The 23412-nt window shown below is 68.7% G+C and carries 20 protein-coding genes; 9 read left to right on the top strand and 11 right to left on the bottom strand.

Annotated elements, in window-relative coordinates:
* Window positions 1–204: 204 nt before the first annotated feature.
* On the bottom strand, window positions 205–858 hold the full coding sequence (locus tag MSPGM_RS13490; RefSeq protein ID WP_003598937.1) for a CatB-related O-acetyltransferase: 654 nt from the start codon (window positions 856–858) through the stop codon (window positions 205–207).
* Window positions 859–1121: 263 nt separating this feature from the next.
* Here MSPGM_RS13490 and rimP point away from each other — a divergent pair, with 263 nt between their 5' ends.
* The 9 genes from rimP to MSPGM_RS13445 all read left to right on the top strand — a co-directional run bounded on the left by rimP (window position 1122) and on the right by MSPGM_RS13445 (window position 11206).
* The gene (gene rimP, locus MSPGM_RS13485; protein WP_003598935.1) at window positions 1122–1877 is read left to right on the top strand and encodes a ribosome maturation factor RimP; all 756 of its coding nucleotides are present in this window, start codon (window positions 1122–1124) and stop codon (window positions 1875–1877) included.
* 113 nt (window positions 1878–1990) lie between these two features.
* Window positions 1991–3628 carry a transcription termination factor NusA gene (gene nusA, locus MSPGM_RS13480; RefSeq protein ID WP_003598934.1) on the top strand — a complete coding sequence of 546 codons (1638 nt, stop codon included), beginning with the start codon at window positions 1991–1993 and terminating at the stop codon, window positions 3626–3628.
* Between the two features lie 41 nt (window positions 3629–3669).
* A complete protein-coding gene (locus MSPGM_RS13475) occupies window positions 3670–4413 on the top strand; it encodes an RNA-binding protein (protein WP_261926402.1) in 744 nt (247 codons plus the stop codon).
* A gap of 64 nt (window positions 4414–4477) precedes the next feature.
* Complete coding sequence (infB, locus tag MSPGM_RS13470) at window positions 4478–7447, top strand: translation initiation factor IF-2 (RefSeq protein WP_209688542.1); 2970 nt, start codon at window positions 4478–4480, stop codon at window positions 7445–7447.
* A 102-nt stretch (window positions 7448–7549) separates the two neighbouring features.
* A complete protein-coding gene (gene rbfA, locus MSPGM_RS13465) occupies window positions 7550–7987 on the top strand; it encodes a 30S ribosome-binding factor RbfA (RefSeq protein ID WP_003605149.1) in 438 nt (145 codons plus the stop codon).
* Window positions 7988–8195: 208 nt separating this feature from the next.
* A complete protein-coding gene (gene truB, locus MSPGM_RS13460; protein WP_003605151.1) occupies window positions 8196–9221 on the top strand; it encodes a tRNA pseudouridine(55) synthase TruB in 1026 nt (341 codons plus the stop codon).
* 161 nt (window positions 9222–9382) lie between these two features.
* A complete protein-coding gene (locus MSPGM_RS13455) occupies window positions 9383–9571 on the top strand; it encodes a hypothetical protein (RefSeq protein WP_244426788.1) in 189 nt (62 codons plus the stop codon).
* A gap of 274 nt (window positions 9572–9845) precedes the next feature.
* Window positions 9846–10835 (top strand): acyltransferase family protein, encoded by a 990-nt coding sequence (locus tag MSPGM_RS13450; RefSeq protein WP_261926401.1) that lies wholly within the window; start codon window positions 9846–9848, stop codon window positions 10833–10835.
* Window positions 10832–11206, top strand: coding sequence for a hypothetical protein (locus MSPGM_RS13445; RefSeq protein WP_003605157.1), 375 nt, complete (start codon window positions 10832–10834; stop codon window positions 11204–11206). The genes MSPGM_RS13450 and MSPGM_RS13445 overlap by 4 nt, the downstream gene beginning before the upstream one ends.
* 69 nt (window positions 11207–11275) lie before the next feature.
* On the opposite strand, the gene MSPGM_RS13440 is transcribed toward MSPGM_RS13445, so the two are convergent.
* The 10 genes from MSPGM_RS13440 to MSPGM_RS13395 all read right to left on the bottom strand — a co-directional run bounded on the left by MSPGM_RS13440 (window position 11276) and on the right by MSPGM_RS13395 (window position 23360).
* Window positions 11276–12442: a M20 aminoacylase family protein gene (locus tag MSPGM_RS13440; RefSeq protein ID WP_003605159.1), complete on the bottom strand. Its 1167-nt coding sequence runs from the start codon at window positions 12440–12442 to the stop codon at window positions 11276–11278.
* 86 nt (window positions 12443–12528) lie between these two features.
* The gene (gene cueR / locus MSPGM_RS13435) at window positions 12529–12993 is read right to left on the bottom strand and encodes a Cu(I)-responsive transcriptional regulator (protein ID WP_003605161.1); all 465 of its coding nucleotides are present in this window, start codon (window positions 12991–12993) and stop codon (window positions 12529–12531) included.
* Entirely contained in the window at window positions 12990–15488 is a 2499-nt protein-coding gene (locus tag MSPGM_RS13430) for a heavy metal translocating P-type ATPase (protein WP_012753106.1), read from the bottom strand. Before MSPGM_RS13430 ends, cueR begins: the two co-directional genes overlap by 4 nt.
* A gap of 200 nt (window positions 15489–15688) precedes the next feature.
* The gene (locus MSPGM_RS13425; RefSeq protein ID WP_012753105.1) at window positions 15689–16981 is read right to left on the bottom strand and encodes an ATP-binding protein; all 1293 of its coding nucleotides are present in this window, start codon (window positions 16979–16981) and stop codon (window positions 15689–15691) included.
* Window positions 16982–17004: 23 nt separating this feature from the next.
* On the bottom strand, window positions 17005–18036 hold the full coding sequence (locus MSPGM_RS13420) for a lysylphosphatidylglycerol synthase domain-containing protein (protein ID WP_261925671.1): 1032 nt from the start codon (window positions 18034–18036) through the stop codon (window positions 17005–17007).
* 211 nt (window positions 18037–18247) lie between these two features.
* Entirely contained in the window at window positions 18248–18874 is a 627-nt protein-coding gene (locus tag MSPGM_RS13415) for a uracil-DNA glycosylase (protein WP_012753104.1), read from the bottom strand.
* Window positions 18858–19619, bottom strand: coding sequence for a PIG-L deacetylase family protein (locus MSPGM_RS13410; RefSeq protein WP_012753103.1), 762 nt, complete (start codon window positions 19617–19619; stop codon window positions 18858–18860). The genes MSPGM_RS13415 and MSPGM_RS13410 overlap by 17 nt, the downstream gene beginning before the upstream one ends.
* A complete protein-coding gene (locus MSPGM_RS13405) occupies window positions 19616–20854 on the bottom strand; it encodes a glycosyltransferase family 4 protein (RefSeq protein WP_003597812.1) in 1239 nt (412 codons plus the stop codon). Before MSPGM_RS13405 ends, MSPGM_RS13410 begins: the two co-directional genes overlap by 4 nt.
* A complete protein-coding gene (locus MSPGM_RS13400; protein WP_003597811.1) occupies window positions 20851–21744 on the bottom strand; it encodes a sugar phosphate isomerase/epimerase family protein in 894 nt (297 codons plus the stop codon). Before MSPGM_RS13400 ends, MSPGM_RS13405 begins: the two co-directional genes overlap by 4 nt.
* The gene (locus tag MSPGM_RS13395; protein ID WP_003597810.1) at window positions 21741–23360 is read right to left on the bottom strand and encodes a YcaO-like family protein; all 1620 of its coding nucleotides are present in this window, start codon (window positions 23358–23360) and stop codon (window positions 21741–21743) included. Before MSPGM_RS13395 ends, MSPGM_RS13400 begins: the two co-directional genes overlap by 4 nt.
* Window positions 23361–23412: the final 52 nt, after the last annotated feature.

The raw sequence follows: 23412 nt of genomic DNA, 5'->3' as shown, positions 1-23412 counted from the left end.
AGAAACAGTCGGATGTTAAAGGCGGCCCATACCCGCTTCCGACCTCTGCTAAATGGCCAACCGTCCAACAAAGCGCCCGAGGCGTCTCTCATTGCGGGAGGTCGTTCTCTTCGTCCTGCTGCTCGCTTGGATCGCGGCGGTTCTGGCCACCGAACACGGGCCGATGAAGCTGGCGCCGCCCCTGGTCCCCTACGGCACCACCGATCAGCCGTCCCGCGCCACCGCTTCGAGTGCGGCGATGTCGCCGCCGCCGATCAGCGGCAGGTGAGCCGTGATCCGCTCGATCGGCCAATCCCACCACGCTACCGCCTGCAGTCGTGCGGCGTCTTCTTCCGAGAAACGGCGGCGGACAACCTTTGCGGGGTTGCCGGCCACGATCGCGTAGGGCGGGACGTCCGCCGCCACCACCGAATGCGCCGCGACCACTGCCCCGTCGCCGACGGTGACGCCCGGCATCACGGTGCTCTGATATCCGAGCCAGACATCGTTGCCGATGCACGTGTCACCGCGATTAGGGAAGTTCAGCTCGCCCTCGAAGCGGCCGATCCAGTCGCCGCCGAAGATCGGGAAGGGGTAGGTCGAAAGCCCGTCGAGGCGGTGGTTGCCGCCGTTCATCAGGAAGCGCGTGCCTGCGGCGAGGGCGCAGAACTTCCCGATCACCAGCCGGTCGCCAATGAAGGGGAAGTGGTAGAGGATCGCGTCGAGAAAGGCCTGCGGCCCGGCCGGATCATCGTAGTAGCTGTAGGCGCCGACCTCGACATTCTCCGGCAGGTCGAGGTTGCGAATGAAGGTCACGCGGCTGTGCCCGGCCATCGGGTGCAGGGCACCCGGATCCGGTCCGATCCTCGGTGGCTGCATGCTCCCTCCCCTCTCGCGTGCGGACGAGGCGGTGTTTGCAGCGGGGATGGCCGGATCGCGACACGGGAGGCCGGGGAACGCGCTTCGAAACGCTTGAATTCGCCACGCAGCGGGGTTAAGTCACGGCTCAACATTTCTGGTGCAGTCGATAGGCTGCTTGCGGGAGTGGGCCCCCGGGGTCCGCTCTTTTTTATTTTCGCGAGCACCTCCAGCGCTGGATTTGCCAAGCTCAACCCCGATCGAGACCTTCGGAAAATCACAGCATGGCGGAGCCTACCGAGAAACGTCTTGTCAGCGAGACCGGCGTCGCCGCGCGCGTCGCCCAGATCGTCGAGGGACCGATCGAGGGCCTCGGCTTCCGGCTGGTCCGGGTGAAGATCTCGAACACCAACGGCCGCACTGTGCAGATCATGGCCGAACGGCCCGACGGCACGATGGGCGTCGATGAGTGCGAGGCGGTGAGCCGCGCGATCTCGCCGATCCTCGACCTCGAGGACCCGGTCGGCGACGCCTACTATCTCGAAGTCTCGTCGCCCGGCATCGACCGGCCCCTGGTGCGCGTTTCCGATTTCGAGCGCTGGGCCGGTTATGAGGCAAAGGTCGAGCTTGCCGTGCCGATGGACGGGCGCAAGCGCTTCCGCGGCATCATCGGGGTTCCGAGCGCGGACGGCACCACGGTGCCGATCGATCTTCCCGACGTGAAGCCGGGCCTTCCGAGCCGCATCGACGTACCGCTGCGCGATCTCGGCGAGGCGCATCTTGTTCTGACGGACGAGCTGATTCGCGAATCGCTCCGCCGTGGCTCTGCCCCGCCGCAGGACGGCGAAGAGGGCGACGAGGAAGAGGGCGCGGAAGCCGAGCACGAGGCGCCGCAGGTCCGCTTCATCCCGCAGCCGAAGCGGCCCAAGCCCAAGCTGGACAAGAAATCCGACAAGCCGGTGAAGGCGAAGAAGCCCAAGCCCGGCGGCGGCATCGTCACGAAGGCCGCCCGCCTCAAGAACCGCGACACGCTTCACTGATTCCGCGGCATCGCTTCGAGCGGCCGGTACCGGCGCCGTCGCGATGCAAGAAGACCTTGAGAATAAGTCCGCTCTCGCAGCGGAAGACACGACCGAAGGAAGGACCAGACCCCATGGCTGTCGTCAGCGCCAATCGGCTCGAACTCCTGCAGATCGCCGAGGCGGTCGCCCGCGAGAAGGTGATCGACCGCCAGATCGTCATCGAGGCGATGGAAGAGGCGATCGCGAAGGCGGCCCGTTCCCGCTACGGCGCCGAGACCGACGTTCACGCCGAGATCGACACGAAGAGCGGCGCGCTGCGCCTGTCCCGCCACCTCCTCGTGGTCGATCAGGTTGAGAACGATGCCCGTGAGATCACCCTCGATCAGGCCCGCCGCTACAACCCCGGCGCCCTCATCGGCGATGTGATCTCCGATACTCTGCCGCCGTTCGATTTCGGCCGTGTCGCGGCGCAGTCGGCTAAGCAGGTCATTGTCCAGAAGGTGCGCGACGCCGAGCGCGCCCGCCAGTACGACGAGTACAAGGACCGGATCGGCGAAATCCTCAACGGCGTGGTCAAGCGCGTCGAGTACGGCAACGTTATCGTCGATCTCGGCCGCGGCGAGGGCATCGTCCGCCGCGACGAGATGATCCCGCGCGAGACCTTCCGCCCCGGCGACCGCATCCGCGCCTACCTGTTCGACGTGCGCTCCGAGGTGCGCGGGCCGCAGATCTTCCTGTCGCGCTCGCACCCGCAATTCATGGCCAAGCTGTTCGGCCAGGAAGTGCCGGAGATCTATGACGGCATCGTCGAGGTGAAGGCGGTCGCCCGCGATCCCGGCTCGCGCGCCAAGATCGCGGTCATCTCCCGCGACTCCTCGATCGACCCGGTCGGCGCCTGCGTCGGTATGCGCGGATCCCGCGTCCAGGCGGTGGTCGGCGAGCTTCAGGGCGAGAAGATCGACATCATTCCGTGGTCGGAAGATCAGGCGACCTTCATCGTCAACGCGCTGCAGCCGGCCGAGGTCGTGAAGGTGGTGCTCGACGAGGAAGCCGACCGCATCGAGGTGGTGGTGCCCGACGACCAGCTCTCGCTGGCCATCGGCCGCCGCGGCCAGAACGTGCGGCTGGCCTCGCAGCTCACCGGCTGGGACATCGACATCCTGACCGAGGCCGAGGAATCCGAGCGGCGCCAGAAGGAGTTCGCGGAGCGGACTCAGGCGTTCATGGAAGCGCTCGACGTGGACGAGACGGTTGGCCAGTTGCTGGCCGCCGAAGGCTTCCGCAACGTCGAGGAAATCGCCTTCGTCGATGTCGCCGAACTCTCCAACATCCAGGGTCTCGACGAGGAGACCGGTGCCGAGATCCAGGCCCGCGCTCAGGATTACCTCGCCCGGATCGAGCAGGAGCAGGACGACCGCCGCCGCGAACTCGGCGTCGAGGACGAACTGCGCGAGATCGACGGCATCACCACCGCGATGATGGTGGCGCTGGGCGAGAACGAGGTGAAGACCGTCGAGGACCTTGCCGGCTGCGCCACCGACGATCTCGTCGGCTACACCGAAGGCCGCGGCCCCGAGGCCGTGCGCCATGCCGGCTATCTCGACGGCTTCGAACTGTCGCGGGCCGAGGCCGAGGCGCTGATCATGGCCGCCCGTCTGAAGGCCGGCTGGATCGACGCGCTACCGGAGCCGGAGGGTGAGGCCTCCGAGGGCGACGCCCAGGACGGCGAGGCAACCGAGGAAGCGACGGCCGAGCCGCAGCAGGCTTGAGCCGGAGGCGCGGGGACACATACGGAGACACGGTGCAGGATATGATCGCGCAGGGGGGCACGGACGGCGAATCGGCCGAGACCGGCCCGGATCTCGACCGTGGCCCAGGCCGCGGCCGGGAGCCTGTGCGCACCTGCATCGTTACCCGTAAAGCGCAGTCGCCCTCGGCGATGATCCGCTTCGTGCTGGGACCGGGCGCCACGGTGGTGCCGGATCTGCGCGCACGCCTGCCGGGTCGCGGTGCGTGGGTGACCGCCACGCGCGCGACGATCGAAGCCGCGGTCAAGCGCCGTGCCTTCAACCGCGCCTTCAAGTCCAACGAGGCGAAGGTCCCGCCCGATCTCGCCGATCAGGTCGCCGAGGGTCTTCGCACCGATCTGCGTCAGGCCTTGGCTATGGCCAACAAGGCCGGTTGCGTCGTGACCGGCTTCGGCAAGGTCGAGTCGGCGACTCTCGGAGCGGTCGGCGTCGCGGCGGTGATTCACGCCAGCGATGCCGCTCCAGACGGCCGGCGCAAGCTCGCAGCTGCCTTGCGGCGGCGCTACGGCGATGCCATATCGGTTATTCCCGTTGTCGATGACCTGTCCAACACCGAATTGGACATGGCATTGGGCCGGGATCATGTGATACACGCTGCCCTTATCGCGGGAGCCGGCACTACCGGCTATCTCGCGCGTTGGCGTCGGTTCCGCACCTTCGAGGGTATGGCGTCGGCGTCTGAAGAGGACGCCCCGCTTGCTGCTGGCGCGACCGCCTTCGATTCGCACGACGACGAATTGACATGACACTCGGCCGGGCATGCCCGCCGCCGGCCGATGGGACGATGGAAACCCTCAGGGTTCAGACTGAATGAGCGATACGAACAATCCGGGTGACAAGACGCAGACCAGAGCCCCCTCGAAGCCGTTGACGGTCAAGCGTCCGGTCGAGCAGGGAACGGTCCGTCAGAGCTTCTCCCACGGGCGGTCGAAGTCCGTCGTGGTCGAGACGGTGAAGCGGCGTACGATCGGCGCCGCGCCCGGAGCGGTCGCGCCGCGTGAGCCCGTCACCGCGCCTCCGCCGCGTCCTGCCTCCGTGGCGCCCGCGCCGACGCCGGCCGCGCGTCCGGCCGGCCGAAGCGCCTCCGGCGTCGTGCTGCGCACCCTGAGCGAGCAGGAGCGGGATGCCCGCGCTGCCGCCCTGGCCGATGCGCAGCGCCGCGAGGCCGAGGCCCGCGCCCGTGCCGAGGCCGAAATCCAGGCCCGCCGCGACCGTGAGGAAGCCGAGCGCCGCGAGCGTGAGGCTGCCGAGGCACGCCGCCGCGAAGAGGATGAGCGGCGCCGTCAGGAAGACGAACTCCGCCGCAAGGCCGCCGAGGATTCGCGTCGCCGCGCCGAGGAAGAGGCTGCGCGCGTCGCCGCCCTGCCCGCCGCCGAGGCCCCGCCCGCTGCTGCCGCTCCTGCGGCATCGGAGCCGGTTGCAGCTGCTGCGCCGGCCCCGGCCGCAGCCCCGGTTGCACGTCCGGCCCCTGCGGCCACCGCACGTCCCGCTGCTGCTCCGTCGGCCGCGCGTCCGAGTGGTGCGGCCCAGCGTCCGGCTGCGTCCGGCGCCCGCCCCGGTGTCCGTCCGGCACCGTCGGCTGCCCGTCCGGCTGCGCCGCAGCCGCCGGCCGAGCCGCGCCGTACCATCACCGCGGATATCAAGAAGCCGCGCGACCTGAACTTCATGGCGCGCCCGGCCCCGGCGCCGGAGCCCGAGAAGGCGCCGACCCCGACAACCGCCGCCCGCCCCGCGGGTGCGGGCGCCGCTGCGCGTCCCGCTGGTCGTCCCGGCGCCGCCGCGGCCGAGGAGGAGTCGGATACCAAGCGGGTGATTCGTCGCCCCGGTATGCCACTCAAGATCATTACGCCGCCCAAGACGCCGAAGTCGCCGGGCGGTGACCGTAACCGTGGCCGCCTCACCATCGCCAACGCAACTGCGGGCGAGGAAGAGCGCACTCGTTCCGTGGCCTCCTTCCGCCGCCGCCAGCAGCGGATGAGCGGGCATCGGCACGAGGAGCCCAAGGAGAAAATCGTCCGCGACGTGACAATCCCAGAGACGATCACCATCCAAGAACTCGCCAACCGCATGTCCGAACGTGCGGTGGACGTCATCCGTCTGCTGATGAAGCAGGGCCAGATCCACAAGATCACCGACGTGATCGATTCGGATACGGCTCAGCTCATCGCCGAGGAGATGGGCCATACGGTTCGCCGCGTCGCCGAGTCGGACGTCGAGGAAGGTCTGACCTCGGACGAGCCGGATCTGGAGGAGGATCTGGATCCGCGTCCGCCGGTCGTCACGATCATGGGTCACGTCGATCACGGCAAGACCTCGCTGCTCGACGCGATCCGTGCGGCCAACGTGGTCGAGGGTGAGGCTGGTGGCATCACCCAGCATATCGGTGCCTATCAGGTGGCGGCGCCCTCGGGCGATCTCGTGACCTTCATCGACACCCCCGGCCACGCGGCCTTCACCTCCATGCGCGCCCGTGGCGCCAAGGTGACGGACATCGTCGTGATCGTGGTGGCGGCTGATGACGGCGTGATGCCCCAGACCGTCGAGGCGATTCAGCACGCCAAGGCGGCGGGTGTCCCGATGATCATCGCCATCAACAAGATCGACAAGCCCGATGCGAACCCGCAGCGGGTGCGCACCGAGCTGCTGCAGCACGACATCCAAGTGGAGTCGATGGGCGGTGAGACCCTCGAGTTCGAAGTCTCCGCAAAGACTGGCGAGGGTCTGCCCGAGCTTCTCGAGGGCCTTCAGCTCCAGGCCGAGATCCTGAACCTGCGCGCCAACGAGAAGCGCGATGGCGAAGGCACCGTGATCGAAGCGCAGCTCGATCGTGGTCGCGGCCCTGTCGCCACCGTGCTCGTGCAGCGCGGCACGCTGTTCACCGGTGACATCGTCGTCGCCGGCGCCGAGTGGGGCCGCATCCGCGCCCTCATCGACGATACCGGCAAGCACGTGCCCTATGCCGGCCCTTCGGTCCCGGTCGAGGTGCTTGGCTTCAACGGTACGCCGGACGCCGGCGATCGCGTGATCGTGGTGCCGAACGAGGCCCGCGCCCGCGAGGTCACCGAGTACCGCGCCCGCATCAAGCGTGAGCGTCTGAACGCCCGCACCGGCGGCGCCAACCGCTCGCTCGTCGACATGATGCGCGAGGCCAAGGAAGGCGCGAACCGCAAGGAACTGCCGATCATCATCAAGGGTGACGTGCAGGGCTCGGTCGAGGCCATCAACGGCGCGCTCACGGCGCTCGGCAACGACGAGGTTGGCGTTCGCATCCTGCTCTCGGGCGTGGGCGGCATCACCGAGTCGGACATCACGCTCGCCAACGCCTCAAAGGCGGTGGTGATCGGCTTCAACGTGCGCGCCCACAAGGAAGCGCGCAACGCGGCCGAGCGCGACGGCACCGAGATTCGCTACTACAGCATCATCTACGACCTCGTGGACGACATCAAAGCCACGCTGTCGGGCATGCTGCCGCCGACGCTTCGCGAGGAGCGTCTCGGCGAGGCGCAGATCCTGCAGATCTTCGACGTGTCGAAGGTCGGCAAGATCGCCGGTTGCCGGGTCATGGAGGGTGTGGTCCAGCGCGGCGCTCATGTCCGCCTGCTGCGCAACGACGTGGTGATCCACGAGGGCAAGCTGTCCCAGCTCAAGCGCCTCAAGGACGACGCCAAGGAAGTCACCGCCGGCTACGAGTGCGGTATGTCCTTCCAGAACTACCAGGACATGCGCGTGGGCGATTTCATCGAGTGCTTCAACGTCGAGGAAATCAAGCGCACGCTCTGAGCGGCCCTCCCCTACCGCTCTTCCTTACGGGGCCGCGGCGAAAGCTGCGGCCCCCTTTGTTTCCAGGCACCCGCCTGATGGTTCAGCGACGTCGATCAGCCGATGGCCCAAAAGCAGACTCCCTCCGGTCCCACGCAGCGTCAGCAGCGCGTGGCCGAACTCATCCGCCACGCTCTGGCCGAAGTGCTGCAGCGTGGTGACATTCAGGATCCGGTGCTCGGCTCGCATGTCGTCACCGTTCCCGAGGTTCGGATGTCGCCGGACCTCAAATTGGCCACCGCCTACGTCATGCCGCTCGGCGGCCAGGACGAGGCCCCGGTGATCGCCGCGCTCGAGCGTCACAAGAAGATCCTCCGCCAGGAAGTGGCCCGGCGGGTGAACCTGAAATTCGCGCCCGACTTGCGTTTCCGGCGCGACGAGACCTTCGACGAGGCGGCCCGGATCGACCAGCTCCTGCGGAGCGAGAAGGTCCAAAGGGATCTGGAAAGTGCGCCTCGCGAGGACGACGAGGGCGAACCGGATTCGTCCTCGCGCGATTGATCTCCATCCGGGCGGCTGCCGTTGCTCCGCCCCTTCGCCCAACGGGCCGAGTGATGGCCCCTTGATGGGCTGAGCCGCTCAAGAGCCTCGTCCTGGATGTCCAATCCAGGCCGATGCTCTCCGCTTTTGTTTTTGCATCGTCGTTTGCCGAGAGCCGGTGGCCACCTTTCGGGACGATGCTCTAGAGAACCCGTCGATCGAGGACAGGATGCAAGACGACATTTCTTCCGAACGCGCCGGCGAAGCGCCGCAGGAGCCGCGGGGCGACCTGCGTCGGGACGGACCGCCGCGGGGCGGACGCCGCCCTCAGCGCGGCCGTCCGCGTCATGACCGGCCGAAGAAGAACGACGTGAGCGGCTGGGTGGTGCTCGACAAGGGCGTCGGCATCACCTCGACCCAGGCCGTGGCGGTGGTGAAACGCCTGTTCAACGCCAAGAAGGCGGGCCATGCCGGCACGCTCGATCCGCTGGCATCGGGCATCCTGCCGATCGCGCTCGGCGAGGCAACGAAGACGGTGCCGTTCGTCATGGATGGCCGCAAGGCCTACCGCTTCGAGGTGACCTGGGGTGTCGAGACCGACACCGATGATGCCGAAGGTCGCCCGGTCGAGACCTCCGACGTCCGCCCGACCCTCGAGGCGCTCGAGGCGGCTCTGCCCGCCTTCGTCGGCGAGATCGAACAGGTGCCGCCGCGCTACTCCGCCATCAAGATTCAGGGCGAGCGCGCCTACGACCTCGCCCGTGACGGCGAGGTGGTGGAACTGGTGGCCCGCTCGGTGCGCATCGACCACCTCTCGGTGATCGAGCACCACGGCGACCGCACCGTGATCGCTGCGGAATGCGGCAAGGGCACCTACGTTCGTGCGCTGGCCCGCGATCTCGGCCGGGTGCTCGGCTGCTACGGTCACGTCTCGGCCCTGCGGCGCACCCGCGTCGGCCCCTTCGAGGAGGCGGCCGCCTGCAGCGTCGCCACCCTCGAAGAGAGCACCGAGATGCATCTCCACGCGGTGGAAACGGCCCTGGACGAGGTGCCCTCGGTGGCGGTCAGCCGCGACATGGGGCTTCGCCTGATGCGCGGGCAACCGGTGATTCTGCGCGGGCAGGACGCGCCGATCGGCGGCAAGGCCTACGCGACCTGCGGCGGCGTGCTCGTCGCCGTCGGCGATGTCGAGCGCGGCGAACTGGTGCCGCATCGCGTGTTTCACCTCGGCGGAACGGCGGCACCGAGAAACTGAAGGATCGGCTCTCTCGCGCGGTCGACCGAGTGATTCACAATAAAAGAAGTGCTCACAGCCACTTCATCGTACGTAATCGAAAATAGCCGGCTCTATTTAACTTTCGAGCAAAAATGCTCTCCATAGAAGCCCGTCGATTCTACGGATCGGCGGGCTTTTTCATGCGCGTATCTCTGGGCTTCACACTGGCGATGGTCGTCGGGCTCCTTGGTCTCGTCGGAGCGGGCATCTCGGCCTTCGCGCTGCGGCAGGCATCGCAGGAACAGGCCCGCGCCGCCCTCACCGTATCGTTCTGGAATGCCGGGCTTCAGGCCCGAGGTCTGGCCCAATCCATCGAGCACGCCGTCTGAACAAGGGTGAAAGCCACCATGCAGGCGCTCGCCGACGATCGGCTCGACGAGACGGTGCCGTTCGGCGCGGCGTTGCCGGCCATCGAGGGATCGCCGCGGACCAACGTTCCGTCACCCTGGCTGATGAGACCGCTAGGCTCGGGCAGAGAGGACTGAACAGAGGGTTACGATTGTCAGGTCTCTTTTGAACCTAGCCATTCTCAATTGGTAAGATTTTTGCTTTTTCAAGTGATGACTTGCATAGAGTGATCTGACGATTTGCGGGGTGTTGGAGATGCGTTTCGCTTCAATCCAGGCACTCAGGGCTACGGCCGCGCTGCTTGTTGCAGCTCACCACTTATCGGACCACCGTTTCGTAACCGGCGCCGCTGGCGTTGATATATTCTTCGTCGTTTCCGGATTCGTTATGGGAAGTTTAGATACTAAAGTTACTCCGGGCCAATTCATTTTGAAACGTGCGATACGTATCGTACCGCTTTATTGGGCAACAACTCTTGTGCTTTGCGCAGGCGCGCTAGCAGGATTGTTCGCCCGCTTCAGCTTCGATGGGGCCACCCTGGCGAAATCCCTACTGTTCGTGCCCTACTACAACGCCGAAGGTCAGATCTGGCCGTTGGCGATCTCGGGTAGGACGCTCAATGCTGAGATGCTGTTCTACGTCCTGTTCGCCGCTGGTCTCTGGATCGGCGCGCCCCGGACCTTCTGCGCGGCAGCCCTGGCCGGGCTCGTGATTGCGGGCGCGATTTTCGCGCCCGAGAACGCCCCGCTGCGATTTTGGACCTCGGCGATCATGCTCGAATTCATTGCCGGCCTTGCCCTTGCCGGGCCGATCCGCCTTGCCGGTCTCGGACGCGGGCTGAGCCTCATGGCCGTCGGCGCAACCGGCCTCGTCGCGGCCGAGCTCGCTTGGCACTACACGGAAGCCCTACGGCCGCTCGTATGGGGCGGCCCGGCCTTCCTCATCGTTTGCGGCGCGCTGGCGATCGAGCGGGCCGGGCGCTGGCCCCGGCGCGCCCTCGCCGCCCTGGAGCGGATCGGAGATGCCTCCTATTCACTCTACCTAACCCATGGGTTCGTGATCGCGCTCGTGCATCGCAAGGTCGGCACGACCATCGCCGCCAACGCGATGGCTGTGCCGGCCTGCCTCGCGCTGGCGTTCCTGACCTATTACGGCTTCGAGCGTCCCGTCGGGCGTATGCTCAACCGGCTCGCTCGACCGCGTCCGAGAAGCGCGCTCGAATTGGCGGCAACCTCCACGAGTTGAGGCAGCGTGAGAGGTCGGCCCGCTACGGCAGATGCGCACCGATCGCGGCGATCCAGCAGGCGGCGTGCGGCACGAGCGGTGCCATCGGCGAGATCGGGCAAACGATCGCCCAGCTCAGCCTCATCGCCGCCGAGGTTGCGACGGCGGCCGAGCAACAGGGGCAGGCCAGCCACGAGATCGCCTGTGCCATTGCAGGGGCCGCAGCGGATGCCCGCACGGTGTCGCTGAGCATCGCGGAGGTCCGCGCCGCGGCCGCTTCCAACGAGAAGCGTTCCGACGAAGTGCGCTCCGGTGCCGAGCGAGTCGGGGATGGCAGCGCCGCGCTGCAAGTCGCGATCGGGACGTTCCTGGAGCGGGTCCATGCCGCTTGAGGCGTCCGCTCCGTCGCAACCCCGCTGGATGCTCGATCCCAGAACCTGCCGCTCGTGCGCTGGCTGGTCTTAGGCCGGAAGCCCGGTCTCGATGATCCGCGCCCAGAGCGAGGCGCCGTAGGGGATGGCGGCGTCGTTGAAGTCGTATTCCGGGTGGTGGAGGCCGGCGGAGGGGCCATTCCCTATGAAGATGTAGGCGCCGGGCCGGTGGGCCAGCATGTAGGAGAAGTCCTCGGCCGCCATCATCGGCGCCACGTCCCGCTCGACACGATCCTCGCCGACGACCAGCGCGGCGACATCGGCCATGAAGTCGGTCTCGGCCGGGTGATTCTCGGTCGCCGGATAGCCGCTGGCAAAATCGACGTTCGCCCTCGCGCCGAAGGCGATGGCAACATTCTCCGCAATCGCCGCGAGCCGTTCGCGCATCAGGTCGCGCACGGCCGGCGTCAGCGCTCGCATCGTGCCGCGCAACTCAGCCATCTGCGGCAGCACGTTGAACGCCTCGCCGGCTTCAACCGCGCAGACGGAGACCACCGCCGAATCGAGCGGATCGATGTTGCGGGCGACGATGGATTGCAGGGCGACGACGATGTGGCTCCCGACCAGCACCGTATCGACCGCGGCCTGGGGCAGGGCCGCGTGCCCGCCCCTGCCCTCGATCCAAATCGTGAAGCGGTCGGTGGAGGCCATGATCGGGCCGGGTCGGATCGCGAAGGTGCCGAGCGGTTGGCCGGGGACGTTGTGAAGACCGTAAACCGACTCGACGCCGAAGCGCTCCATCATTCCGTCCTGCACCATCGCCTCGCCGCCGCCCCCGCCCTCCTCGGCCGGCTGGAAGATCAGCACCGCGCGGCCATCGAAGTCGCGGGTCTCGGCGAGGTATTTCGCGGCACCCAGCAGCATGGCGGTGTGCCCGTCATGGCCGCAGGCGTGCATCTTGCCAGGCGCGATCGAGCGGTAGGGAAGGTCGCGGATCTCCTGAATCGGCAAAGCGTCCATGTCGGCGCGCAGGCCGATCGCGCGGTTGGAGCCGTGCGCCCGCCCGCGGATCACCCCGACGACGCCGGTGCGGCCGATGCCGGTGACGACCTCGTCGCAGCCGAAGGCGCGCAGCTTGTCCGCCACGAAACCGGCGGTGCGGTGAACGTCGTACTGAAGCTCCGGATGGGCATGGAGATCGTGCCGCCAGGCGGTGATCTCCTCCGAGAGATCGGCGATGCGGTCGATGACGGGCATGGATCCAACCTTTCCGGAAGGTCCCAGCAAGCAGAAGGCCAACACGGGGTCAACGGCCAAGCCTCAGGGCAAGCGCCCGAAAGCGATCACCCCTGCTTTCTTCCTCGCCGCAATCGTGCCGCGCCCGTCTCCGCGGGCTCGGGCGCCTCTCCTCCCGCCAGATCGTCGAGGATCGGGCAGTCCGGTCGGTCGTCGCCGCAGCAGCGTTCGGCCAGATGTTCGAGGGTGCGGGCCATCGCCTCCAACTCGCCGATGCGGCGGCGCAGGTCGGCGACATGGCCGAGCGCCACGGCCTTGACCGCGCCGCTGGCGCGGGAGCGGTCGTGCCAGAGGGCCAGCAGGTCGGCGATCTCCCGCATCGAGAAGCCGAGGTCGCGGGCGCGGCGGACGAAGCGGAGCGCGTGCAGGTCGGCCTCGCTGTACACGCGATAGCCGGCGGCCGTCCGTCCCGCGGGGCCGAGCAGGCCCGTCTCCTCGTAGTAGCGGATCATCTTGGCCGAGACGCCGGTTGCGCGGGCCGCCTCGCCGATGGTGACAGAGGGCGCGCTCATGCGGTGCCCCCCGCCCGCTTGAGGCGCAGCGCGTTGCCGACGACGAAGACGCTGGAGAGCGCCATCGCCCCGGCCGCCAGGACCGGCGAGAGCTGCGGACCGCCGAAGACCGCGAGCCCACCGGCGGCGACGGGGATCAGCGCCGCGTTGTAGGCAAACGCCCAGAACAGGTTCTGGCGGATGTTCGCGAGCGTCGCACGCGACAGGATCACGGCCTCGACCAGCCCGGTGAGCGCACCGGACATCAGCACGACGTCGGCACTCTCCACCGCGATGTCGGTGCCGGTACCGATGGCGATGCCGATATCGGCCTCGGCCAGAGCGGGCGCGTCGTTGATGCCGTCGCCGACGAAGGCGACCGGGCCGTGGGCCTCGCGCAAGCGGCGCAGGGCCGCGACCTTGCCCTCGGGCAGCACCTCGGCCTCGACTTCGGTGATGCCGAGCGACCGGGCGACCGCCTCGGCGGTGGCGCGGGCATCTCCCGTCAGCATCGCCACGGTGAGGCCGCGGGCGCGCAGGGCATCGAGGGCCGCGCGCGCCTCGGGCTTGACCGGATCGGCCACCGCGACGAGCGCCGCGAGCCGGCCGTCCACGGCGGCGAAGATCGGGCTCTTCCCCTCTAGAGCGAGACGGGCGGCATCGGCGTCCAGCGCAGCAATCGTCACGCCGAGCCGTTCCATGTAGCGGCGGTTGCCGAGCGCCACCGCCCGCCCCTCGACCCGAGCCGAGACGCCGTGGCCCGGCACCGCCTCGAACGCTTCGGCGTCGGGCAGTGCCCCGGCGTCGCGCGCCGCGGCGGCGATGGCGCGGGCGACCGGATGCTCGGAGCGCGCCTCGACGGCGCCTGCCAGCGCCAGCACACTCTCACGGGAGAAGCCGGGCGCGGTGACGAGATCGGTCAGGCGCGGACGGCCCTCGGTCAGCGTGCCGGTCTTGTCGAGGGCGATGACGCGGGCGTCCCGCAGCGCCTGCAACGCGGCGCCCTGACGGAACAGCACGCCCCGTTCCGCCGCCCGGCCGGTACCGACCATGATCGAGACCGGCGTCGCCAGCCCCATGGCGCAGGGGCAGGCGATGATAAGCACGGAGATTCCCGCGACCAGGGCATGACCGAGCGCCGGCGAAGGACCGAGGACGAGCCACGCGAGGAAGGTCAGCACGGCGATGGCGATGACGGCGGGCACGAACCACAGAGTGACCCGGTCCACCAGCGCCTGGATCGGCAGCTTACCGCCTTGCGCCTCCTCAACCATCCGCACGATCCGCGCCAGCGCGGTGTCGGCACCGGTGCGGTCCACTGTGAAGTCGAAGCTGCCGGTGGTGTTGAGGGTGCCGCCGACGACGCGGGCGCCCCGGCCCTTCTCCACCGGCACCGGCTCGCCGGTGATCATGCTCTCATCGACGAAGGAGGCGCCCGATGCGACGAGGCCGTCCGCCGGTACGCGCTCGCCGGGCCGCACGCGCACCCGATCACCGATCGTGAGGTCGGCCGCCGGCACCTCACGCTCGGTCGCGCCCTCCACCCGCCGCGCCGTCTTGGGCGAGAGGTCGATCAGCCGCGCGATCGCCGCGCCGGCTCGGCCCTTGGCGCGGGCCTCCAGGGTACGCCCGAGCAGGATTAGCGTGACGATGAGGACGCTCGCCTCGAAGTAGAGATGCGCCGACCCGGCCGGCAGCCACCACGGCGCGGCGGTCGAGACCAGGGAGAAGAGGTAGGCCGCGCCGGCGCCGAGGGCGACGAGGGCGTTCATGTCGGGATGGCCGCGCAGCAGGTTCGGCACGCCGATCCGGAAGAAGCGCCGGCCGGGCCCGGCCAGCGCCAGGGTCGCGAGCACCGCCTGCATCCAGGCGAAGCCGCCTGCGCCGAGAAGGCCCGTCACCGCATGGTGGAAGCCCGGCAGCAGATGGCTCCCCATGTCGAGGACGACGACCGGGGCCGACAGCACGGCGGCGACGATCAGGTCGCGGCGGAGTGCGGACGCCTCTCGCTCCTGCCGATCCGCGTGTGAGGCGTCCGCTGCGGCACCGAGCGCACGCGGCTCGTAGCCGGCCTGCCGCACGGCTGCCTCGACATCGCTCAGGGAGACTGTGCCGGCGGCGTGGTGCAATTCCGCCCGGCCGGTAGCGAGGTTCACGCTCGCCGAGACGGCACCGGGAAGCGCCATGAGGGCGCGCTCCACGCGTCCGACGCAGGAGGCGCAGCTCATCCCCTCGACGGAGACGGCGGTGACGGATTCCGGCACGTCGTAGCCGGCCTCGCGGATCGCCTCGACCGCCCGCGAGGGTGGCACGCCATCCGGCAGGGCGAGGCTGGCGCGGCCGGTGGCGAGGTTGACGGCGACGTCGCTCACGCCGGGCAGCGCGCGGAGCGACCGCTCGACGCGTCCGACGCAGGAGGCGCAGCTCATGCCCTCGACCGGCAGGGTCAGGCGGGACGGCCGCTCGGCCTCAACGGGCGCGGGCGGCGTGGTGTGGGATTCAAGGATCGTTTCCATGCCACCTCAGATGGGCCTTCCCATCATGGGAAGGTCAAGGGGCGGGGCGTTCGAGGCTTTCAGGCCAGGGAAAGCACCTTTGCCCCCGCATCTTTCGGCACGTGTCGCGCGTCGTTCGATGTCCGCACTGGCGCGACGGCATCGACTGGCTCTTCCCGGCAAACGGGGCCGACCGCACACCGTTCCCCCGGGGTCATCCGCTAATCCCGTGCGGGCACCTCGTCCGGCATCGGTCCGACGGTGTCCGGCCGATGTTCCGGCAAGCTTACCCGCACCGTGGTGCCACGCCCCGGCTCGCTCTCGATGATGAGCTTGCCCCGGTGGCGATTGAGCGTGTGCTTGACGATGGCGAGCCCGAGACCGGTTCCGCCCTGCTGGCGGCTCGACGCCGTATCGACGCGGTAGAAGCGCTCGGTCAGCCGCGGGATATGCTCGGCCGCGATGCCCGGCCCCTCGTCACGCACCCTGAGCTCGATCCGGGCCCCGCGCCCGTCCACCCCCTCGACGCGGTGGAGCGACACGACGACCACGCCGCCGCTGCCGCCATACTTCATCGCGTTCTCGACGAGATTCTCGATGACGCGCAGAAGCTCGTCGCGATCCCCGAGCACCGGGAGCGGGATATCGGGCCGCTCGACGCTCAACGCGATGCCACGCTTGAGGGCGAGCGGCGCCTGCATGTCGACTATCTGGCGGGCGATGCGGCCGAGATCAACTGTTCGGGTCGGCACGACGTGCTCGTGCAGCTCGATGCGCGAGAGCGAGAGCAGGTCGTCGATCAGCCCGGTCATGCGCTGGGCCTGGGTGCGCATGATGCCGAGGAACTGCTCGCGGGCGTGGGCATCGTCGCGGGCGGGGCCCTGAAGGGTTTCGATGAAACCGAGAAGAGCGGCGAGCGGCGTGCGCAGTTCGTGGCTGGCATTGGCGACGAAATCGACCCGCATCGCCTCGAGGCGGCGCGCCTCGGTAAGGTCGCGCAGGAACAGCACGACGTTGGCCTCGCCGCTGCCGGGCATGTCGGACATCGGCAGGGCGCCGATCTGCACCTCGAAGGCGCGCTCGGTCGGCACGCGGGTCGCGTACTCGGTCCGCACGGCCGAGCCGGTGCGCAGCACTTCCTCGATCCCATCGAGCACGTCGGGCGCGCGCAGGGAGAAGGAAAGCGGATGGCGGAGCTTGAGCCCCGGCAGGAGTCGACGGGCGGCCGGGTTGGCCTCCATCACAACCACCCGGCGATCGACCAGAATGACGGGATCGGGGATGTTCGCCAGCAGCGCCTCGGCGATGGTGTGGCGGCGCGGCGGGCCCGCCTCGGACTGCTGCAGAACCGGCCCCTGCGCGCGGCGCCCGATGAGCCCGCCGATGAAAAGGGCAAGGCTGGCGGAGACGATCAGGGCGGCGTCGACCGTGCCGCCGATCGCTTCCGCGAAAACAATCACGGCCACGGCGAGGGTGACGCCGAGCCAGAGAGGGCGGGCCGGGTTGCTCAACATGCCGGGCTAGAGAACCGGAGGGATCACGGGTCGTTCGCGGCGGCCCGGCGCCGCAGACGCTGCATCCCTTCGTAGATGCCGAGCATCACCAAGGCGAGGGCGAAGGGGACGAGATAGTAGCAGACCCGGAACAGCAGCAGCGAGCCGAGCACCGACTCGCGCGGCAGGTAGGACAGGGCGAGCAGGATCGTGGCTTCGAACACGCCGATGCCGCCCGGCGCGTTGGAGGCGATGCCGAGCATGGCGGCCAGCACGTAGATCGCCAGGAAGGTCGTGAAGGGGAGGTGCAGGCCCTCTGGCATCAGCATGTAGAGCACGGCGGCGGCCGCGCATACATCGCCGATGCCGACCACCATCTGGCTGAACGACACCGTGGCGCCAGGTAATTCGAGGTGCCAGTGGCGCACCTTGATGTAGCGCCGCTTCACCGAGACCCAGGCGAGATAGCCGAGCACGAGCCCGAGCGTGCCGAAGCCGAGGATCTGATTGAGGCGTGCGGTGGTGTTGACGCCGATGCTCTTGAAGGTGAGGCTCGCGAGCTGGCCCGCCTCGATGATGAGGCTGAAGCCGAGCACCACCCCCATGCCGAGCCAGAAGGTAAAGCCGGCGATCACCGTCAGCGCGGCGATCTTGGCCGCCGACAATCCGCGCTTCGAGTAGATCCAGTAGCGGATCGTCGCCGCGGTGATGAGCGGAAAGCCGAGGGTGAAGCTCACGGCGTAGCTCGTGAAGGAGGCGAGCGCCGTGATGCGGTAGGGCAGCTTGATCCGAAGCTGGCGCAGGGCGAGCGCGTCGTAGCAGGTCAGGAACAGGTAGCTGACCGCCACGAACAGGAAGGCTTCGGTAAGCTGTGTCGCGGCCACCGCAGTGAAGGCCGCCTGCAACTCGGCCCAACTGATCTCTTCCGAGAGCTTCCACAGAACGCCAAGCGAGGCGACGATGAGGATGAGGCTGGCGATCGTGCCGATCCAGGCATAGCGCCCGCGCTTCGACGCCTTCTTCGATCCGGCATCAGCCTCGCGGTCCGCGTCGGCCGGCTCGGCCTCCGTGACCATCCTGTGCTTCCCGGCAGGTTTCATGTGAGAACGGTATCCGCCTCCGCTGGTCGACCGCAGGGTGTATTCGGCGCGGGTCGTCCCGAGCGGTATCGATCCCGAACCGCCCCCGCGGCATTTAGGGGCTTCGACCGGCAAAGGCCAGCGAAGGGCCACCGGCACGGGGATGCCCTGCACCGGGAATGCGGCCGAAATCACGGTATCCTGACCGTCACGGCGTCGCAGCGAGATGCGCGGCCGCCTCTGCCAAACCCGCCAGGATGCGCTCGCGCACGGCGGGCGCGGTGCAGACATACGTCGGGCTCGGATGGGGTATCGCCACCACGGGCAGTTCCGGCCGCAAGGCGGCGAGCGGCGCCGACGCTTCCCGCGCGAAGCGCCCGGCCGGGACGACCACGGCGAGCCGCGGCAGCAGAGCCAGCAGCGGCGCGAAATATGGCGCGGCGGCGCTCGCTTCCGATCGAAGCGGCGCGCGGTTGAGGGCGCCGGGCGCGTGGATCACCCAGGGCACGGCGTTCCAGATCAGCGTGTCCCGTCGCGCGATCCCGGCCTCGGCCAGGAAGCGGAACAGGTTGGCGGCGGTGCCGGTCGGGTTGTCGCGGGAGACGAAGCCGGTGCGGCCGATCGAGGGGCCCGGCGTCTCGAGCAGCAGGAGCAGCCGCGCCTCCACGCCGCCATCGAGCGGATCGGGATCGGGGACGGCCGCGCCCCGCTCGGCGGCAATCATGCGGGCGAAGGCGCGCAGCGGCCGGACATGCGGCGCGTCGGCCATCGCTCGGCGCGCCTCGAGAAGGGCGGGATCGCGCAGGCTCTTCGGCGCGTCAGGCGAAGCCGGCATCGCGCAGACCCGGCGGCACCCGGCCCTGCAAGCGGAAGCGCTCGACGCCGTTCTCGGCGGAAAGACGCGTGCGCAATCCCTCCGGCCCGCCGAACTGGAAGCCGATTTGCGACGCGTAGGCGGCGCAGGCTTCCGCCTTGCGGTGTTCGGCCTCCGAATCGAGGCGCACGGCCTGCTCGGGCCAATGCTCGAAGATCGACCTCAGCGGCTCTTTCGGCTCGGTGCTGCGCACGGTGTAGGGGAAGTCGCGCCACCACAGCACCGGCAAGGGCGGCTGCGCGGCGCGGAAGGCGCGCACGACCTGCACGTGATCGACATGGCCGCCGACGGCCTGCGGCGCGAGGATCAGGTCCGGCCCGGTATCGGCCACCAGCCGCTCGAAGGCGTCGGCGAGGTTGGCTCCGATCCGGTCGTCGGGGCGAAGTTCGGCAAACAATTCCGGCGCCGATGCGTAGCCGCGATGCGGGGCCTCCCGGAACGGCAGGTGGACCGGCTCGTCGATGCCGAGCGCACGGGCCGCCGCGCGATCCTCCTCGCGGCGCAGGGCCATGTAATCGACCTCCGGCCCCAGCCCCTTGTCGAGCTGGCACGCGAGGGCGAAGCCGCGCGGGTCCCGCACCGATGCCGTGAAGATCGTCGCCATGACGACCTGCCAGCCCTGCGCGGCAAGTCGCGCCAGCGTGCCGCCGGCCGAGAAAACCGCATCGTCGAGATGCGGCGAGATGGCGAGTGCGGTACGTGTCACAGCAGGTGCGGCTCCTTGCGGAAGCGGCAATCGGCGTCGATCGGCAGCGTGTCCGGGACATCCGTGTGCGGGCGCTCCCCGGCGACCTGCGCATAGACATCCATGATCTGCCGGCCGACGGCGGTCCAGGAATAGACCCGGCGGCACTCCTCCAATCCGGCCTCGGCGAGACGCTGGCGCAGATCGTCGTCCTCCACCACCCGCCGAAGGGCGGCGGTGAGCGCCCGTACATCGCCGGGATTCACCAGCAGCCCGTTCTCTTCGTCCCGCAGGCAATCCGAGACGCCGACGGAGTGGGTCGAGACCACCGCGAGCCCGGCGGCCATCGCCTCCAGAATCGTGTTCGAGAAGCCCTCCGCGTAGGTCGGCGAAACGAAGACGTCGGCCTCGCGGTAGAGGTCCGGCACGGTGTCGTAGTCAGCGTAGCCGGTGAAGCGGACCTGTGCCGAGGTGAAGCCGATGGCATCCGCTTTCGCGCGGGCGGACTCGACATCCGGTCCGATGCCGGAGATCGTCGCATCGAACGGCACGCCGGCCTCCCAGAGCCGCTCCAGGGCGTCGAGGAAATCGAGCACGCCTTTCCGGCGGTCGACCCGGCCGTGGTAGAGCAGCCGCACCGGCTCCTCGTCCTCACGCTCGGCCTGGAAGCGTTCTCCGGGGGTGAAGCGGGCGGTGTCCACGGCTCCGGGGACGATGGTGAAGCGAGTGGGATCGGAGCCGAGCCGGTCACACACCTCCTTCAGGAAGGATTGCCCGCCGATCAGCAGGGCGTTGGCATGGGCCAGCACCTCGACCATCGCGCGGCGATGCGTCTCGCAGCAGGAGCCGACCCAATGGCCGTCGCCGCCTTGGATCGAGACCACCGTCGGCACGCCGAGCCGCTTGCCCGCCAGCAACACCGCCCAGCCGGTCGGGTAGCCATACTGCGCGTGCAGCACGTCGAATGGCTTCTTGGCGTGCTCGGCGCAAATCGTCGCGACGATCGTATCGATGTCACGCTCGAAATCCCCGCCTTCCTGCTCGCCCTGCTGTTCGAGGCCGATGACGTGCACACCGGGCACGGAGGGCGGCGGGCCACCGCCATAGACGCGCGTGCCGAATTCGTCGCCGCGATATTGCGAGATCATCGTCACGTCGTGGCCGGCCCCCGCCACCTCGCGCAGGAGGTTCTGCGCATAGACGCTCATGCCGGAGATCGCCGGGAAGTAGCGGCGGCTGACGAAACAGATTCTCATGACGTGGGCAGCCCGGGCATCGCGGCTTCGCGCGGTGTGGTGTCCGGCATCGGAAGACCGGGACCGGGACGGCGGCAGGTGCGGAGATAGTCGAGGGATTGGCCGACCATCACGTCGGCGCGGTGCGACTCGCGCGAAAGCTCCACGCAGACGAGTTTGCTGAACCCGATCGCGTCGAGCGCGTCCAGAACGGCAGGGACATCCATGTCACCCTCGCCGAAGGGCAGATGGACGTGCTCGCCCCGCTTCATGTCCTCGATCGCCACGGTGCCGAGGCGCGGGGCGAATTCGTGCACGGCCGCGGCCGGATCGCGCTCCCCCGTGACGAGGCAGTGACCGGTATCGAGGGCGAGCGACAGGCCCGGCAGGTCGATCGCGGCAAAGTCGTCGAGCGTCTCGATCAGCATGCCGGGCTCCGGTTCAAGCGCTGCGACGACGCCCTTCTCGGCGGCGAAGTCGGAGACCTCGCACAGACCGTCGATCAGCCATCCCCGCGCCTCGCCGTGGTCCACGCCCGGCTTCGGCACGCCGGCCCAGAACGAGACGGCTTCGGAGTTCAGGATCTTTCCGATCTCGATCGCCCGCTTGAGAAAGCCGACGCGCCGTGCCCGGCCCGAAGCGTCGGCGGTGACGAGCGTCGGCTCGTGCTTGGCGGTCGGGTCGAGCAGGAAGCGGGCGCCGGTCTCGATCACCGAACCGAGTTCGAGCCGGTTCAGGAGGCTGGCGATGCGATCGGCCTCGATCACCCAATTCTCGGCGAAGGGGTCGAGATGGTGGATGTCGAGGGTGAGCGCGACGCCATCGTAGCCCGCATCCTTGATGAGGCGGATCGCATCCTCGATGCGGTGATTGGCGGTGCCGTTGGTGTTGTAGGCGAAGCGCAGGCTCATGCGGGCCTCCGCTCGGCCCGGCGGCCCTGGCGTTCGTAGCGGAACGGCGCGTGGTGCGATTCCGGCTCGCGGTAGAGCGGATAATGCGAGCCGACGATCTGCTCGGCTAAGGCCACGTCGAAGAGCGGCTGGCCGCCGAGGCGTTCGATCGCCTCCGGCGTCAAGCGGACGGGCAGCAGCGTGTCGGTCGGCGTGCCGAAGCGGATCAGAGGGTGATCGCGCTCGATCAGCTTCTTCGCGTTGCGCTCGCCGATCCGGTAGTAGCTCATGGTCTCGACTTCGAGTCCCGGCACGATCGCCTTGACCACACCGATCCCGCCGCCGGGCGGCGTGCAATCGACGTAGAGCACATCGAAGCCTGCCTCCTCCAGCCGGTCGCGGGCGATCTTTCCGCGGGCGTGACCGTCCGGGGCCGGTGTCGTCGGCAGGTCGGAAAACGCCTTGGTGCTGCGCTCGGAATAGACTGTGTTGCTCAGAACCCCACGCAGCTCGGCCGAAGACAGGTCGAGCCATGCGAGCATGGCCTGAAGCGCGCGGCTCTCCTCCAGATCGAGGCTCGGCAATGCCTTCTGGATGAAGGATTCGACATAGCCGGGCGGAGCCACCGTATCGGCAAGCGCCAGCGGCCCGTGGCCGAAGGTTTTTCGGACGCGCGCCGCCTGGAATTCGAGAAGCGCCTTGCGCAAAGCCCGCTCGCGGTCCGGATCGCAGGCCTCGCCGCAGGCCGAAAGCGCGATCGGCGCGGGCGTGCGGGCCGGGTCCACATCGTAACCGACGACGTAGAGGTTGGTGAGACCGAACTGGTCGGTGGCGAATTTCGGCAGCGCCCGGATGCCGAGGCTTTCCAGCCGGTCAAGCATGCCGCGCGTCTCGGGGCCGATCCCGTCGAGATCGAGCATTACGCCCTGGTCGAGAGCCCGGAACAGCAGGCCGTTGCCGTCGCGCTGGAGCAGTTCGAGCAAACCGTGGCCGAGCGCAAAGTTCACGTCCGGCCCGGCGCCGAGGCCGTTGGTGATGAGGTTGGTGAAGGGCTGATAGCCCTCGCGCAGCTCGAAGTAGTCGGTCGCGGCGATATCGAGCGGCATCCACACCGACTCCCCGGTGCGGGCGCGGACCGCTTTGGTCCAGTCGAGCGGGGTATCGCGGCCGACGGAGGAACCGGCGGGCAGGCACAGCGTCAGCGGATCGGCCACGGAGGATGCGCCGTAGACGCGCACGAGGTCGGCGTAGGAGACGGCCGCTTGGTTGTCGCCCTTGCGTGGCAGCAGGGCAACGGACGGCATCAGGTTCTCGGCGATCTCGGCCACGGCGCCGATCAGCGCTTCGTCATCGGTGGCGCCGTAGCCGATGCCGGAGGGCATGGCGCCGACATAGAACGGGTCATCGAGAAAGAGCGCCACGAACCAGACCGGGATGCCGGTGCGGTCGAGCCCCGCGAGGTTGAAGCCGACGACCCGGCCCTCCGGTAGAACGTCGAGATAGGCCTTCACGACATCGGGCAGCCGCGCTGGCAGCCCCTCGATCTTGCGCGGAGAGCCGCGGCGATAGGGGCGCGGCGCCGCCAGATTCGGGTGGTGGGCGCGGTCGTCCCGGTCGAGGGCGTCGGTCGCTGTCATGTCCGTTCCATCAGCAGCGGCTGACCGTCCTGTCTCCAACCCCGAACCTCAT

It is taken from the genome of Methylorubrum sp. GM97 (assembly GCF_024347855.1).
Taxonomy (GTDB): Bacteria; Pseudomonadota; Alphaproteobacteria; order Rhizobiales; family Beijerinckiaceae; genus Methylobacterium; species Methylobacterium extorquens.
Note: the sequence above shows the minus strand (reverse complement) of the source record. Positions and strands in the feature narration are given on the sequence as shown.

Excerpts from the sequence above, each read along its gene's own strand:
- MSPGM_RS13490 (WP_003598937.1), bottom strand. The coding sequence starts at position 858 with ATGCAGCCACCGAGGATCGGACCGGATCCGGGTGCCCTGCACCCGATG.
- rimP (WP_003598935.1), top strand. The coding sequence starts at position 1,122 with ATGGCGGAGCCTACCGAGAAACGTCTTGTCAGCGAGACCGGCGTCGCC.
- nusA (WP_003598934.1), top strand. The coding sequence starts at position 1,991 with ATGGCTGTCGTCAGCGCCAATCGGCTCGAACTCCTGCAGATCGCCGAG.
- MSPGM_RS13475 (WP_261926402.1), top strand. The coding sequence starts at position 3,670 with ATGATCGCGCAGGGGGGCACGGACGGCGAATCGGCCGAGACCGGCCCG.
- infB (WP_209688542.1), top strand. The coding sequence starts at position 4,478 with ATGAGCGATACGAACAATCCGGGTGACAAGACGCAGACCAGAGCCCCC.
- rbfA (WP_003605149.1), top strand. The coding sequence starts at position 7,550 with ATGGCCCAAAAGCAGACTCCCTCCGGTCCCACGCAGCGTCAGCAGCGC.
- truB (WP_003605151.1), top strand. The coding sequence starts at position 8,196 with ATGCAAGACGACATTTCTTCCGAACGCGCCGGCGAAGCGCCGCAGGAG.
- MSPGM_RS13455 (WP_244426788.1), top strand. The coding sequence starts at position 9,383 with ATGCGCGTATCTCTGGGCTTCACACTGGCGATGGTCGTCGGGCTCCTT.
- MSPGM_RS13450 (WP_261926401.1), top strand. The coding sequence starts at position 9,846 with ATGCGTTTCGCTTCAATCCAGGCACTCAGGGCTACGGCCGCGCTGCTT.
- MSPGM_RS13440 (WP_003605159.1), bottom strand. The coding sequence starts at position 12,442 with ATGCCCGTCATCGACCGCATCGCCGATCTCTCGGAGGAGATCACCGCC.
- cueR (WP_003605161.1), bottom strand. The coding sequence starts at position 12,993 with ATGAGCGCGCCCTCTGTCACCATCGGCGAGGCGGCCCGCGCAACCGGC.
- MSPGM_RS13430 (WP_012753106.1), bottom strand. The coding sequence starts at position 15,488 with ATGGAAACGATCCTTGAATCCCACACCACGCCGCCCGCGCCCGTTGAG.
- MSPGM_RS13425 (WP_012753105.1), bottom strand. The coding sequence starts at position 16,981 with ATGTTGAGCAACCCGGCCCGCCCTCTCTGGCTCGGCGTCACCCTCGCC.
- MSPGM_RS13420 (WP_261925671.1), bottom strand. The coding sequence starts at position 18,036 with ATGGTCACGGAGGCCGAGCCGGCCGACGCGGACCGCGAGGCTGATGCC.
- MSPGM_RS13415 (WP_012753104.1), bottom strand. The coding sequence starts at position 18,874 with ATGCCGGCTTCGCCTGACGCGCCGAAGAGCCTGCGCGATCCCGCCCTT.
- MSPGM_RS13405 (WP_003597812.1), bottom strand. The coding sequence starts at position 20,854 with ATGAGAATCTGTTTCGTCAGCCGCCGCTACTTCCCGGCGATCTCCGGC.
- MSPGM_RS13400 (WP_003597811.1), bottom strand. The coding sequence starts at position 21,744 with ATGAGCCTGCGCTTCGCCTACAACACCAACGGCACCGCCAATCACCGC.
- MSPGM_RS13395 (WP_003597810.1), bottom strand. The coding sequence starts at position 23,360 with ATGACAGCGACCGACGCCCTCGACCGGGACGACCGCGCCCACCACCCG.